Annotated in this window: 10 protein-coding genes; 4 read left to right on the top strand and 6 right to left on the bottom strand. The window is 74.0% G+C overall.

The window, feature by feature from the left end; translation table 11 throughout:
• The first annotated feature begins 75 nt into the window (after window positions 1-75).
• The 4 genes from DNK56_RS27765 to DNK56_RS27750 are packed head-to-tail and all read left to right on the top strand — an operon-like array spanning window position 76 to window position 4,125.
• Window positions 76-1,155 carry an ABC transporter permease gene (locus DNK56_RS27765; protein ID WP_111338522.1) on the top strand — a complete coding sequence of 360 codons (1,080 nt, stop codon included), beginning with the start codon at window positions 76-78 and terminating at the stop codon, window positions 1,153-1,155.
• Window positions 1,152-2,102, top strand: coding sequence for an ABC transporter permease (locus DNK56_RS27760; protein ID WP_111338521.1), 951 nt, complete (start codon window positions 1,152-1,154; stop codon window positions 2,100-2,102). Before DNK56_RS27765 ends, DNK56_RS27760 begins: the two co-directional genes overlap by 4 nt.
• Window positions 2,099-3,127, top strand: a complete 1,029-nt coding sequence (locus DNK56_RS27755) for an ABC transporter ATP-binding protein (RefSeq protein WP_111338520.1) — start codon at window positions 2,099-2,101, stop codon at window positions 3,125-3,127. The genes DNK56_RS27760 and DNK56_RS27755 overlap by 4 nt, the downstream gene beginning before the upstream one ends.
• Complete coding sequence (locus tag DNK56_RS27750; RefSeq protein WP_111338519.1) at window positions 3,124-4,125, top strand: ABC transporter ATP-binding protein; 1,002 nt, start codon at window positions 3,124-3,126, stop codon at window positions 4,123-4,125. The genes DNK56_RS27755 and DNK56_RS27750 overlap by 4 nt, the downstream gene beginning before the upstream one ends.
• A gap of 61 nt (window positions 4,126-4,186) precedes the next feature.
• Here the strand turns inward: DNK56_RS27750 and DNK56_RS27745 are convergent, their stop codons facing one another.
• The 6 genes from DNK56_RS27745 to infB all read right to left on the bottom strand — a co-directional run bounded on the left by DNK56_RS27745 (window position 4,187) and on the right by infB (window position 13,946).
• Window positions 4,187-5,140, bottom strand: a complete 954-nt coding sequence (locus DNK56_RS27745; protein ID WP_111338518.1) for a bifunctional riboflavin kinase/FAD synthetase — start codon at window positions 5,138-5,140, stop codon at window positions 4,187-4,189.
• Window positions 5,141-5,182: 42 nt separating this feature from the next.
• Window positions 5,183-8,833, bottom strand: a complete 3,651-nt coding sequence (locus DNK56_RS27740; protein WP_111338517.1) for a S1 family peptidase — start codon at window positions 8,831-8,833, stop codon at window positions 5,183-5,185.
• Window positions 8,834-9,034: 201 nt separating this feature from the next.
• On the bottom strand, window positions 9,035-9,991 hold the full coding sequence (gene truB / locus DNK56_RS27735) for a tRNA pseudouridine(55) synthase TruB (RefSeq protein WP_241990106.1): 957 nt from the start codon (window positions 9,989-9,991) through the stop codon (window positions 9,035-9,037).
• Window positions 9,988-10,431 carry a 30S ribosome-binding factor RbfA gene (gene rbfA, locus DNK56_RS27730; RefSeq protein ID WP_111338516.1) on the bottom strand — a complete coding sequence of 148 codons (444 nt, stop codon included), beginning with the start codon at window positions 10,429-10,431 and terminating at the stop codon, window positions 9,988-9,990. The genes truB and rbfA overlap by 4 nt, the downstream gene beginning before the upstream one ends.
• Before the next feature lie 21 nt (window positions 10,432-10,452).
• Entirely contained in the window at window positions 10,453-10,749 is a 297-nt protein-coding gene (locus DNK56_RS27725) for a DUF503 domain-containing protein (protein WP_111338515.1), read from the bottom strand.
• Between the two features lie 137 nt (window positions 10,750-10,886).
• The gene (gene infB / locus DNK56_RS27720) at window positions 10,887-13,946 is read right to left on the bottom strand and encodes a translation initiation factor IF-2 (RefSeq protein WP_111338514.1); all 3,060 of its coding nucleotides are present in this window, start codon (window positions 13,944-13,946) and stop codon (window positions 10,887-10,889) included.
• Between the last annotated feature and the right edge of the window lie 117 nt (window positions 13,947-14,063).

The raw sequence follows: 14,063 nt of genomic DNA, 5'->3' as shown, positions 1-14,063 counted from the left end.
CCGGCCGGCGCGGGCGCGGCAGCGGGCCCGCGCCGGCCGTTTCCTTCAGGAACGACACGAGTTACGAGAGTTCCGATGACAGCTGACAGCACTCCGGCGCTCGTGCACGGGGCGGACGCGGTCGAGGGCGGCCCTCCGGCCGGTCCCGAGGCCGCCCGCGATCCGCGGGCGCGCAACACCAAGGCCTATCTGAAGTATGTGGCCGCCAAGCTCGCGGGCGCCGTCGTCTCCCTGTTCGCGGTGCTGGTCACCAGCTTCTTCCTCTTCCGGCTCATTCCGAGCGACCCGGTCAAGCAGATGACGGGCGGCCGGCGCGTATCGGCCGAACAGCTGGAGTCGATGCGCCATCAGTTCGGGCTCGACCAGCCGATGTGGCAGCAGTTCACCAGCTACATCGGGGACGCGCTGACCGGCGACTTCGGCGCCTCGTACGCGTACCACGCACCGGTCATCGACAAGATCGTCGAGAAGCTTCCGGCGACGCTGCTGCTGACCGGCACCGCCTATGTCCTCTACAGCCTGATCGGTCTCTGGCTCGGCACCCGCACCGCCTGGCGCAACGGTTCGGCGAACGACCGGTTCAACACGGCGCTGGCGCTGACGCTGTACTCGGTGCCCTCCTTCTGGCTCGGGCTGCTGCTGATCATCGTCTTCTCGGTGGGCGTCGGCCCGATCCCCGGTATGTTCCCGACGGGCGGGATGACGTCGGGCGACACGAGCGGCTTCGACTACGTCGTCGACGTGGCGCACCACATGGTGCTGCCGGTCATCATCCTGGTGGCGGTCGGCTATGCGCAGACGCTGCTCGTGATGCGTTCCTCGCTGCTCGACGAGATGGGCAGCGACTATCTGACGACGGCCCGCGCCAAGGGGCTGCGGGACGACGCCGTGCGCCGCAAGCACGCCGTGCCCAACGCGATGCTGCCGACGTTCACCCTGATGTTCGTCAATCTGGGGCATGTGGTCGCCGGGCAGATCCTGGTGGAGACCGTGTTCTCCTGGCCGGGCCTCGGCTCGCTCTTCTACCAGGGCCTGAGCACCCCCGACCTGCCGCTCGTCCAGGGGCTGTTCTTCGTCTTCGCCACCGCGGTGATCCTGGCGAACACCCTTGCCGATGTGCTGTATCCGCTGCTCGATCCACGGGTGGGCCGATGACCACGACCGATCCCCTGTCCACGCCGGCGCCCGCGCCGGTCCCGCCCGGCCCCGCCAGGAGCGCCCGCGCCCTGGCCCGGGCCCGTAAACGCCGTTCGCTGGCCCGCTTCTGGCGGGAGTACCGCACCCACCGGGGCGGTATGTGGGGGCTGGGCTGCCTGGTCCTCATCGCGCTCGTCGCGCTGGCCGCGCCGCAGCTCGTCGGCGCCGACTCGCAGAGCGTCACCGAGGCGACCGGCGGCGCCCTGGAGTCGCCGAGCGGCGCGTTCCCGCTGGGCACCGACCAGTTCGGGCGCAGTGTGCTGGCGCTGCTGGTGTGGGGCGCGCGGGTCTCGCTCACCGTGGGGCTGCTCGCGGCGTTCCTCTGCGTCGCCATCGGCACGGTCGTCGGGATCGTCGCCGGGCACTACCGGGGCTGGTACTCGACGGTGCTGATGCGGGTGACCGACTGGTTCCTGGTGATGCCGACGCTGGTGCTGGCCGTCGCCCTCGCCACCGTGATGGACCGCTCGCTGTGGACGATCGTCATCGCGATCGGCGTCACGACCTGGCCGACCACCGCCCGGCTGGTGCGGGCGCAGACCCTGGCCGTGGAGTCCCGCCCGTACATCGAGCGGGCCCGCGCGCTGGGCGGCGGCCACGGCCACGTCATGCTCCGGCACGTCCTGCCGAATGTGATGCCGCTGGTGCTCGCCCAGACCACGCTGGCGATCTCCGGCGCGATCCTGAGCGAGGCCACGCTGGCCTTCCTCGGCCTGGGCGACCCGACCATCACCTCCTGGGGCAGCATGCTCCAGGACGCGCGCGCCGCCGGGGCGGTCAGCGCCGGCGACTGGTGGTACCTGGCACCGCCCGGCATCGCCATCGCCCTGGTCGCCCTGGCGTTCACGCTGTGCGGGCGCGCGATCGAGTCCGTCCTCAATCCCAAGCTGGGGGTGGCCCGTTGAGCACGACGAGCATCCGCGAGACGCCGCTCCTCAAGGTACGGGACCTGACGGTGACATACGCCGGAGGGGCCCGCGCCGTGCGCGGCGTGAACCTGGAGGTCGAGGCGGGGCGCAAGCTCGGCATCGCCGGGGAGTCCGGCTGCGGGAAGTCCACACTGGCGCTGGCCCTGCTGCGGCTGCTGCCGGCGGGCACGCAGGTGACCGGCGAGATCCTGCTGAACGGCGAGGACGTCCTCGCGATGAAGTGGGGCCGGGTCCGGGCCGTGCGCTGGGCGGGCGCCTCGATCGTCTTCCAGGGCGCGATGCACTCGCTGAACGCGGTGCACCGCATCGGGGACCAGATCGCCGAACCGATCCTGCTGCACGGGAGGACCACTCCGGCGGCGGCCCGGAAGCGCGCCGGTGAGCTGCTGGAGCAGGTCGGGCTGCCCGCCGCCCGGACGGACGCCTATCCGCACGAGCTGTCCGGCGGCCAGCGGCAGCGCGTGATGATCGCGATGGCGCTCGCCTGCGATCCCGGTCTGATCATCGCCGACGAGCCGACGACGGCCCTCGACGTGATGATCCAGGCCCAGATCCTGCGGCTGATCGAGCGGCTCGTCTCCGAGCAGGACCTCGGCCTGATCATGATCAGCCACGACCTCGCGGTGCTGTCCGACACCTGCGACCGGCTCGCCGTGATGTACGCGGGGCGGGTCGTCGAGGAGGGTCCGGCGTCGGAGGTCTACGAGAACGCGCACCACCCGTACAGCAGGGCGCTGTCGGGCGCCTTCCCGCGCATCGGCGACCCGGCGTCCCGGTTCGCGCCGCAGGGCCTGCCCGGTGACCCGCCCGACCCGTCGGCGCTGCCGGCCGGCTGCACCTTCCACCCGCGCTGCCCGGTGGCCCTGGACTCCTGCGCCACGCTGGACCAGGAGCTGCGGGACGCCGGTCCCGGCCGGCAGGCCGCGTGTGTGCTGGTCGATCCGGCGGGGCCGGCCGCGCCGGTCCTGCCGGGCGGCGAGGAAGCGAGGAGCACATCATGACGACGACCCCGGTGGACCTGCTCAGCGCGCGGGGGCTCAGGATCACGTTCCCTGGCCGGCACGGGGCCGCTCCGGCGCGTGCGGTGGACGGCGTCGACCTGGACATCCGGCCCGGCGAGATCGTCGCTCTGGTCGGTGAGTCGGGGTGCGGCAAGACGACGCTGGCGCGGTCGCTGCTCGGCCTGGTCCCGCCGACCGCCGGCCGGATCACGTACGGCGGGAAGCCGCTGGACTACCGCAGCCGGGCGCTGAAGGCGTACCGCAAGCGGGTGCAGCTGGTCCTCCAGGACCCCAGCGGTTCGCTGAACCCGCGCCACACGGTGTACGACGCGGTGGCCGAGGGGCTGCGCATCCACGGCTACGGCGGCGACGAGCGGCAGGCCGTGCACGACGCGCTGTCACGGGCGGGGCTGCGTCCGCCGGAACGGTTCTTTCTGCGCTACCCGCACGAGTTGTCGGGCGGTCAGCGCCAGCGCGTCGTGATCGCGGGGGCGCTGGTCCTGGAGCCGGAGCTGATCGTGGCGGACGAGCCGGTCGCCTCGCTGGACGCGTCGGTGCGCGGCGAGATCCTGGCGCTGCTGCTGCGGCTGCGCGAGGAGCTGGGCCTGTCCGCGCTGGTGGTCACGCATGATCTGGGCCTGGCGTGGAACATCGCGGACCGGGTGGCGGTGATGTACCTGGGGCGCATCGTGGAGACGGGTGACGTGGAGCAGATCCTGACGGCCCCGCGCCATCCGTACACGCGGGCGCTGCTGTCGGTGCTGCCGGAGGCGGAGGGCGATCCGGTGGTGCTGACCGGTGAGCCGCCGGACCCGTCGCGGGTGCCGTCCGGCTGCCGGTTCCATGCCCGGTGCCAGGTGCTGGCCTCGGGCGAGGCGGAGCGGGCGGGGGTCGCCGAGGCGTGCCGTACGCAGGACCTGCCGGTCCTGGCGGGCGGCGGGGAGACGCAGGTGGCCTGCCACTGGGCGACGGCGACGGTCCCGGCGCCCTCGTCCTGAGCCGGGCGGCTTCCCGGACCTGCCGGTGGTTTCCCGGCCGGTGGGGCCGGGAAACCCGCGCTCAGGCCCTTTCGGCGGCGGCGACCAGTTCGCCGCACCGCTTCACGTCGGCGGCCATCGCCACGAGCAGGTCGTCGATCGTGTCGAACTTCGACATGCCGCGTACGTACGCCAGGAAGTCCACGGCGACGTGCAGGCCGTACAGGTCGAGGTCGACGCGGTCGATGGCGTACGCCTCCACCGTGCGCTCGGTGCCGTTGAACTGGGGGTTCGTGCCGACCGAGATCGCGGCGGGCATCGCCTCGCCGTTCGCGTGCAGCCAGCCGGCGTAGACGCCGTCCGCGGGGATCGCGGTGTGCGGCAGGGTCTCGACGTTGGCGGTGGGGAAGCCCAGCTCGCGCCCGCGCTGGGCGCCCCGTACGACGACGCCCTCGACGCGGTGCGGGCGGCCCAGGATCTCGGCCGCGCCGGTCACGTCGCCCTCGGCGACCAGGCGCCGGGTGAGCGTGGAGGAGAACGGTTCGCCGCCGCCCGCCTCGCCGCGCACCCGCAGGTCGATGACCTCGACGCGGTAGTCGTGCTCGGCGCCCAGCTCGGTCAGCAGCTCGACGGTTCCCGCGGCCTTGTGGCCGAAACGGAAGTTGGGTCCCTCGATGACCAGCAGGGCGTGCAGCTTGTCGACGAGCACCTTGGCGATGAAGTCCGCCGGGGCGAGCCGCGAGAACTCCGTGGTGAACGGCAGGATCAGCATGGCGTCCACGCCCAGCTCCGCCATCAGCTCGGCGCGCCGGTGGTGCGGGGCGAGCAGCGGCGGGTGGCTGCCGGGGCGGACGACCTCGCTGGGGTGCGGGTCGAAGGTGACGACGACCGACGGCACCCCCAGCTCGCGGGCCCGCTCGACGGCCCGGCCGATGATCAGCTGGTGTCCGCGGTGCACTCCGTCGTACGAGCCGATGGTGACGACGCTCCGCCCCCAGTCCTGGGGGATGTCCTCCAAGCCTCGCCAGCGCTGCACTCTGCCGCTCCTCGCCCGAACCCGTGTACGTGATGATGTCGCTTACGCAGGTCTAAGACTGCCATGCTCACGCCCTGCGGCCCGCATCGGCATGGGCATCGACGCCTTCATCGCCTCCAGCGTGTGCCGGGCGCCGGGCCCCACGACGGCCGCCCACTCCTGGGGAGCGGCGGCCAGCCAGCCCGCGACCAGGGCGCCGAATCCCGGAATCTCGCCGGCGAGCGCCACCAGCCTGCGGTCGAACAGCGCCGCTCCTTCGCAGGTCCGGGCGAGGAGCGTCCCGGCCCGGTGCGCCAGCGCCCTCGTCCGTACCGGCGACCGTCCGGCGCTGCCGGTGGCGGCGGCCCGCAGCAGCGCCTCCAGGACCACCGGGTCCGGCGCCCCGCCGCTCTGCTCGAAGTCCAGCAGCACTTCCAGCAGCTCGTCGCGGACCGGCTGGGACGCGGAGCTGCCCGGCGAGGCGAGCACCGCCGCCAGCGAGCCCCGGACCGGCGGGGCGGCCGGGCGGTCCCGGAGCAGCCCGGTCAGCAGCGGCAGCAGCAGGGCGCGCGCGGCGGGCCCGTGTTCCAGCCGGCGGTCGAGGTAGACGGCGGTGTGCGCCGTGTCCCCCGGATGACCGTCCACGTAGGCCCGTACGAGTCCGGCGGCGTGCAGCGCGAGTTCCGGCGCGTCGATCCCGGCCAGGGCCCGCAGCACCTCCCCCGCGCCCTGGTCCGGCCGCGCGAGCCGGTCCCGGTACGCCGCCACCACGGCGTCCGGGTGCGTGGGCAGTGCGGCGGCGAGGGCTGCGGGCGGCACCCGGACCTCCTGCGGCCCTTCGGCGGTGAAGGCGCGGACGGCCTGCGGGAGGAAGCGGTCGCGGGTGTGCGGGTCGGCGACCAGCAGGGCGAGCACCGGCCCGTGCAGTTCGCTGTCGGCGGGGCGGGCCAGCACCGTGAGCGCGGCCGTGCGCAGCCGGTCCCGGTCGGCCTCGGGCAGCGGACGTGCGGCGAGGAGCGCGGCGTGGCCCACGGCGGCGACGCGCCGGGCGCGGCGCTCCTCGTCCCCGGCCCACCGTTCGACGGCCCGGCACAGGGCTGCGGGCTCGTCCTCCGCGAGCGCGGCGAGCAGTTCCTCCGCGCGGGGGTGCCCGGCCGCGACGAGCGCGTCCGCGAGGTCGTCCACGGCGAGGTCCCGGCGGGCGTGCAGCAGGGCCTGGGCGGCGGTGGCGACGGTCGGCCGGATCTCCGCGTCCGGGGCGGCGGCGAGCGGTCGCTCGTCGGTGAACCAGGCGCACAGGAGCGGCTGGAGCGTACGCGGACGGGCGGCGAGTCGCCGGTCGACGGCGTCCAGGAACCGGTCCCCGCCGGCGCCGTCGGCGGGGAGCAGCCGGCGGAAAAGGTCGATCCGGTCGGTCTCGGGCAGTCGCAGCCCCCGCCAGAACCAGGGTCCGAACTCGGCGTACGCGCCTCGCGCCCAGCCGCCGCCCGCCTCGCCGGCGGTGCGTACGACGCGTCCGGCGAGCAGTCGCAGCACGCCGAGGTGGGGCCGTGCGTCGGGGACGCGCAGCAGGGTCTCGGCGAGGAGGTGGGAGGCCCACCAGCGGGGGTCGGAGCGGGGGCGCCGGGGAGCGCCTGCGGGGGTACCGGCGTCCTCGCCGTCCGGGTCGTCGCCGTCCTCCGCCGCTTCCGGGAGCCGGTCCAGCGCCTCGATCAGGTCGGCCAGCCGGTGCGCCAGCGCGGCCGTGCCCTGGCGCCGGCCGAGCAGCAGGAGGGCCTGGACGACCGGGCCGATGCGGTGTCGGGGGACGGGGAGGCTGGGCGGCGGGGCCGGGCGGGCGGCGTCCGCGGCGGGGGACGGCCCGGGTGCTTCCGCGCCGGCCTCCGCCGGTCGGCGCGGCCGGGGGACGCGGGCGGTACTCCCCCGCTCCGCGTGCCAGCGGTGCACCAGCGCCCGCAGTGCGGCGTCCAGGTCGAGATGGGTGCTCTGGATCCAGTCGCCCAGTTCCTCGTGGGCGAAGCGGTAGCCCGCTCCTGCGGGAACGAGGAGGCGTTCCGTGAGGACGGCCGGGGCCCAGCCGGTGCGCCAGGGGAAGAGGGCCTCGAAGGCCGGGCGGTCCAGTTCGCCCTGGCCGGGGCCGAGGCAGCGGCGGGCCGCCTCGTGGACCTGGCCGGCCACCCGCGCCGCCAGGCGCCGTACCTCCGTGGGGCCGGGGCGGCTGCCGGCGGCGATGCGGACGGCGATCCGCAGGCACATGAGGTCGAGGTGGGCGGCGAAGACCTCCTCCGTGTCGGGGCGGCCCGGCGTGTCCGGCGGCAGGGCCTCGCGCACCTCGGCGAGCAGCCGGAGGGTGAGGGGGTGGCGGTCGTGGCCGGCGGCGAGGGAGCCGGGCGGCAGGCCGAGGCGTTCGCGGGCGTGTCCCGCCTCGTCGGCGGTGAAGTCGGTGACACGGACGGCCGGGGGGAGCCGCCGGGCCGGGCGGGCGGGGCGGTGCAGGGCGTCGGCCGGGCAGAGCGCGCCGGCCGTTTCCCAGTGTTCGGGGCGGCAGCCGACGACGAGCCGGGCGCCGTGCTCGCGGAGCCAGCCGACCGTGCCGGTGGTCCAGACGGGCAGGCGGTGCGCCAGGACGGGCGGCATCTCCTCGGGGGCGTCCAGCAGGACGAGCAGCGGGGCCCCGCCGCCTGCGGCGAGGCGGGCGATCCGTTCCGGGGTGGCGCTCGCCATGTCGCCGGGTGTGCCGGCGGCGGTGACGATGCGGCCGGCCTGCCGAAGCGTGCGCGCGACGGCGTCGGCGACGGAGGTGTCGTCCGCGAGGAGGTCGGCGCCGCGCAGCCACAGCGTGGGCGCGGGGACCGGTCCGGCCGCCCGGCGCGCGGCGATCGCGGCGAGTTCCGTGGTGCGGCCGGTGCCCGGCTCGCCGACCAGGCCCAGGACGACGGCCGGTGCTCCGGGGGCGGCCGTCGCGAACGCCTCGGACTCGGCGCGGATGCCGGGCCGCTCGACCGGTTCGGGCGGCTCGCCGGGGCCGCCCGCCGAGCCCACGGACATGGCGGTGAGTTGGAGGGCCCCGGCGAGGTTGAGATCGGGGCCGTAGCCGGGGACGGTCGCGGCGTTGCGTCGCAGCAGCTCGCCCAGCGGCCCGTCGGTGGCCGCCCCGGCGAGGGGGGTGGCGCAGCCGGCGGTGGTGTGGGAGGCGCGCAGGGCGAGGCCCAGGACGGCGATGACGGCCCCGCTGTCCGGGTCGAGGACGGGTCCGCCGACCGCCGCGCCGCCCAGTCTGAGGGCGTCGCTGCCGTCCGTGCCGAGGGCCAGTTCCAGGGCGCGGTCGATGCGGTGGGTGCGGCCGTGGCTGGTGTAGGTGACGGCGGTGCGGCCGAGGACGCGGGCCTCGCGCAGGCCGTGCGCGGCGACGGTCACGTAGGTGCCGGGGTCGATCCGGGCCCGTACGCAGACCGGGAGCGGGCGGATGCCGAGGGTGTCGGGGCCGCCGGTGGGCAGCAGGGCGAGGTCGTGCTCGGGGAGGGCGGTGATGTCGGCGGCCTCGACCCGGCGGCTGCGGCCGTGCGTGCCGTGAAGCACGAGGTGGGGCAGGCCGTCCACCGCCTCATGGCTGGTGACGACCGTCCCCCGGTCGTCGGCGACGAAGCCGGTCCCTCGCGGCCGGCCGGCCGGATCGCACAGTCGTACCAGCGTCGCCCGGTCCCCGCATCCCATGATCCGAAGGTAGGTCGGCGAAGATCCCCGTGCGGACCACTCCGGGGGAACGCGCCCCCGTCACCCCCCTCTTTCACTCCGAGCGCCTGCTCGTTGGGGTGAATCCGGGCCGTTCCTTGGACAGAAGGTGGTGGGGGGTCGTGGAGCGGGCACCGAGGGACTGCCCGCTCCACGACCGGCCCGATGGAGGGCCGAGGGCGGTCAGCCGAAGACGGCGAGGCTTTTCGCCTTGCCGTTCTGCTCCTCGACGAGGACCAGGAACCGCCCGTCCGGGCCGAAGACGGCGACCGGTTTCGACGGGTGGGCCGGCATGTCGAGGCGTACGCCGTTCAGCAGCAGCCGGGCCCGCTTCTCGTCCACGTCCCAGCGGGGGAACGCGGAGGCGGCGGCCTCGGCCACCGGCATCACGGTCAGCTCCTCCTGGTGCTGGTCGAGCGTGCGCGCGGCGTCCAGCCCGTAGGGGCCGACGCGGGTGCGCCGCAGGGCGGTCAGATGGCCGCCGACGCCGAGCCCGGCGCCCAGGTCGCGGGCGATGGCCCGGATGTACGTACCGGACGAGCAGACGACGGAGACGACCAGGTCGAGCACGGGTGTGCCGTCCTCGGCGACGGCCTCGCGGACGTCGTAGACGCGGAAGGACGAGACGGTCACCGGCCGGGCCGGGATCTCGAACTCCTCGCCGCCGCGCACCCGCGCGTAGGACCGCTTGCCGTCGATCTTGATGGCGCTGACCTTGGACGGCACCTGCATGATGTCGCCGGTCAGGGCGGCGACCCCGGCGTCGATCGCCTCGCGGGTCACCCCGGAGGCGTCGGCGGACGAGGTGATCTCGCCCTCCGCGTCATCCGTGACGGTGTTCTGGCCGAGCCGGATCGTGCCCAGGTACTCCTTCTCCGTCAGCGCGAGATGGCCGAGGAGCTTGGTCGCCTTCTCGACACCGAGCACCAGCACCCCGGTCGCCATCGGGTCCAGGGTGCCCGCGTGGCCGACGCGGCGGGTGCGGGCGATGCCGCGCATCTTGGCGACGACGTCGTGCGACGTGAAGCCGGACGGCTTGTCGACGATGACCAAACCGCCCTCCCGTCGCCCGCCGCCACCCTTGGCCGAGGTCGCCGCGCTCCCGCCCCCGTCCTGGTGCGTTCTGTTCTGCGTGATCATTCGGGGGCGCTGTCCTCGTCCTCCGGCTTGCGGTACGGGTCCGCGTCGCCCGCGTACGTGGCGCCCGAGGACGCCTCCCGCACCTTGGCGTCCGAGGCCCTGGCCCGGTCGAGCAGGTCCTCGATGGCGCGGGCGTTCTCCGGGAGCGCGTCCGCCACGAAGGTGAGCGTCGGGGTGAACTTCGTACCCGCCGCCGCTCCGACCGCGGACCGCAGGATGCCCTTGGCGCTCTGCAGGCCGGCCGCGGCGCTGGCCCGGTCCTCGTCGTCGCCGTAGACCGTGTAGAAGACCGTGGCCTCCCGCAGGTCACCGGTGACCCGGACGTCCGTGATGGTCACGTGCGTCCCCAGACGCGGGTCCTTGATGCCGCGCTGCAGTTTCCCGGCGACCACCTCCTGGATGAGGTCCGCCAGCTTCTTAGCCCGCGCGTTGTCGGCCACTGGTCCGTCTCCTTCGCCTTGCTATTCGTCTTCGTCGCTGTGCAGCCGCCGTCGTACGGACAGCAGCTCCACTTCCGGCCGGGCGGCGACGAGGCGCTCGCACCGGTCGAGTACGTCTGTGAGGTGCCGGGTGTCCCCGGAGACCATGGCGAGGCCGATCTCGGCCCTGCGATGGAGGTCCTGCCCGCCCGTCTCCGCCACGCTCACCGCGTATGTGCGCTGGAGTTCGGCCACGATCGGGCGGACCACGGAACGCTTCTCCTTCAGCGACCGTACGTCGCCGAGAAGCAGGTCGAAGGACAGTGTCCCCACATACATGAATGCCCGGATGTCCCGCCGGTTCGGGTTCGCGCCCCGCCGTTGATCGGCGGGGACACAAGAACCGTACCGGAACGGCCGGAGCCGATCGACGGGAATGAGGTCCCGTCGACCGGCCCCGACTGTTGAGGTACGGGTCAGCCTCGCGGCTTCTCGCGCATCTCGTACGTCGCGATGACGTCGTCGATCTTGATGTCGTTGAAGTTGCCGAGGTTGATACCGCCCTCGAAGCCTTCGCGGATCTCGGTGACGTCGTCCTTGAAGCGGCGCAGACCGGAGATGGTGAGGTTCTCCGCGACGACCTTGCCGTCGCGCAGCAGGCGCGCCTTGGTGTTGCGCTTGACCTCGCCGGACCGGACGAGCACACCGGCGATGTTGCCCAGCTTGGACGAGCGGAAGATCTCGCGGATCTCCGCCGTACCCAGCTCGACCTCTTCGTACTCCGGCTTGAGCATGCCCTTGAGGGCCGCCTCGATCTCCTCGATCGCCTGGTAGATGACCGAGTAGTAGCGGACGTCCACACCCTCGCGGTCGGCCATCTGCTGCGCACGCCCGGCGGCGCGCACGTTGAAGCCGATCACGATGGCGTCGGAGCCGGTCGCCAGGTCGATGTCCGACTCGGTGACCGCACCCACACCGCGGTGCAGGACCCGGATGTCGACCTCGTCGCCGACGTCGAGCTGGAGCAGCGAGGACTCGAGAGCCTCCACCGAACCGGACGCGTCGCCCTTGATGATGAGGTTGAGTTCCTGGACCAGACCGGCCTTGAGCGCCTCGTCCAGGTTCTCCAGGGAGAACCGGACACCCTTGCGGGCGAAGTTGGCGTTGCGCTCGCGGGCGGCACGCTTCTCGGCGATCTGACGGGCCGTACGGTCCTCGTCGACGACCAGGAAGTTGTCGCCGGCGCCCGGGACGTTGGTGAGACCCAGCACGAGGACGGGGGTCGACGGACCCGCTTCCTCGACGTTCTCGCCCTTGTCGTCGAGCATGGCGCGGACACGGCCGTAGGCGTCGCCGACGACCATCGTGTCGCCGACCCGCAGCGTGCCTCGCTGGACCAGGACGGTCGCGACGGCACCGCGGCCGCGGTCGAGGTGGGACTCGATCGCGATGCCCTGCGCGTCCTGCTCCGGGTTGGCCCGCAGGTCGAGCGAGGCGTCGGCGGTGAGGACGACGGCCTCCAGCAGCTGGTCGATGTGCAGACCCTGCTTGGCGGAGATGTCCACGAACATCGTGTCCCCGCCGTACTCCTCGGCCACCAGCCCGTACTCGGTGAGCTGACCACGCACCTTGACCGGGTCGGCGCCCTCGACGTCGATCTTGTTGACCGCGACCACGATCGGCACGTCGGCCGCCTTGGCGTGGTTCAGCGCCTCGATCGTCTGGGGCATCACACCGTCGTTCGCCGCCACCACGAGGATCGCGATGTCGGTGGACTTCGCACCGCGGGCACGCATGGCGGTGAACGCCTCGTGACCCGGGGTGTCGATGAAGGTGATCTTCCGCGCCTCGTCGTTGACCTCGGCCGTGACCTGGTAGGCACCGATGTGCTGGGTGATGCCGCCGGCCTCGCCCGCGATGACGTTCGTCTTGCGGATGGCGTCCAGAAGGCGGGTCTTACCGTGGTCGACGTGACCCATGACGGTCACGACCGGCGGACGCGGCACCAGGGCCTCGTCGCCGCCCTCGTCCTCGCCGAACTCGATGTCGAAGGACTCGAGCAGCTCGCGGTCCTCCTCCTCCGGGCTGACGATCTCCAGGACGAAGTTCATCTCGTCCGCGAGAAGCCGGAGCGTCTCGTCGGAGACGGACTGCGTGGCCGTGACCATCTCGCCGAGGTTCATCATGACGCCGACGAGCGACGCCGGGTTGGCGTTGATCTTCTCGGCGAAGTCGGTGAGCGAGGCACCGCGCGACAGGCGGACGGTCTGTCCGTTGCCGCGAGGCAGCATCACGCCGCCGACCGACGGGGCCTGCATGGCCTCGTACTCCTGGCGCCTCTGCCGCTTCGACTTGCGGCCACGACGCGCGGGACCGCCGGGACGGCCGAAGGCGCCCTGTGTGCCACCGCGGCCACCCGGGCCACCGGGTCGGCCACCGAAGCCGGGACGACCGCCGAAGCCGCCGCCGCCACCGGGACGACCCGCACCGCCGCCACCGCCACCGGGACGGCCGGCGAAGCCGCCGCCACCGCCGCCGGGACCGGCCGGACGACCCGCGAAGCCGCCACCGGGACGACCCGCGCCGCCCGGACGACCGCCGCCGCCGGGACGGCCGCCGGGGCCACCACCGGGACGCGGACCCGCGGCCGGACGCTGCGGCATCATGCCGGGGTTCGGACGGTTACCACCGGGGCCGCCGCCCGGACGGGGCGCCTGCGGACGGGGCATGCCGCCCGGAGTCGGACGGGGACCGCCCTGACCCTGCGGACGCGGCGCGCCACCGGGGCCGCCCTGCGGACGCGGGGCGCCGGGGCGCTCCTGGCCGCCACCGGGGCGCGGAGCGCCGCCGGGACGGGGTGCCTGCGGACGGGACATGCCCGTCGAGCCACCGGAGGTGAAGGGGTTGTTGCCCGGACGGGGACCGGCCGGACGTGCGCCGGGGCGCGGGGCGCCCTGGCCGGCGGGACGCGCGGGGCGCTCGCCGCCGCGGTTGCCGCCCTGCTGGCCGCCACCCTGCTGACCGGCCGGGGCCGGGCGGGCGGGACGGGGGCCGGGGGTCGCGCCGGTCGGGCGCGGGGCCTGCGGCGCGGCCGGCTGTGCCGGGGCCGGGGCCGGGGCCGAGAACTCCGCGGCGGGCACCGGCGTGACCGGGGCCTTCGGCGCGGGCTTCGGGCCCGGACGCGGGCCGGGGGTCGGCGCCGGGGCGGAGGGGGTGCTGCTCCGGGGGGCCTCGGCGGCGGCCGGCTTGGGGGCCGGGGCGCCGGGCTTCGGGGCGGCAGGACGTGCCGCGGCGGCCGGAGACGGCGCCGCGGGCTTGGCAGGGGCGGCCTTGCGGGGCGCGCCCGGCTTCGCAGCGGGCTTGCCGGCGTTGCCGCCGGGCCCCTGCAGTGCGTCAGTCAACTTGCGCACGACCGGCGCCTCGATCGTCGAGGACGCCGAACGGACGAATTCACCGAGTTCTTGGAGCTTGGCCATGACGACCTTGCTCTCCACACCGAACTCCTTGGCGAGTTCGTATACCCGGACCTTAGCCACTTCGCTCCTTTTAGGTCCGGGTTACCGCCGGACCGTCGCTACTTCATGGGCGTACTCATCGCGTACTCATCGAGTGCTCATCGCAATCTCGACCTACTTCCAACTCGCGAGGTACCT

The organism is Streptomyces sp. AC1-42W (assembly GCF_003248355.1).
In the GTDB taxonomy this organism is placed as follows: Bacteria; Actinomycetota; Actinomycetes; order Streptomycetales; family Streptomycetaceae; genus Streptomyces.
The sequence above is the reverse complement of the archived record's forward strand: the minus strand, read 5'-3'. Positions and strand labels throughout refer to the sequence as shown.

Coding starts and splice junctions, on each gene's coding strand:
- DNK56_RS27740 (WP_111338517.1), bottom strand. CDS start 8,833: ATGGGATGCGGGGACCGGGCGACGCTGGTACGACTGTGCGATCCGGCC.
- truB (WP_241990106.1), bottom strand. CDS start 9,991: ATGATCACGCAGAACAGAACGCACCAGGACGGGGGCGGGAGCGCGGCG.
- DNK56_RS27750 (WP_111338519.1), top strand. CDS start 3,124: ATGACGACGACCCCGGTGGACCTGCTCAGCGCGCGGGGGCTCAGGATC.
- DNK56_RS27760 (WP_111338521.1), top strand. CDS start 1,152: ATGACCACGACCGATCCCCTGTCCACGCCGGCGCCCGCGCCGGTCCCG.
- DNK56_RS27765 (WP_111338522.1), top strand. CDS start 76: ATGACAGCTGACAGCACTCCGGCGCTCGTGCACGGGGCGGACGCGGTC.
- DNK56_RS27725 (WP_111338515.1), bottom strand. CDS start 10,749: ATGTATGTGGGGACACTGTCCTTCGACCTGCTTCTCGGCGACGTACGG.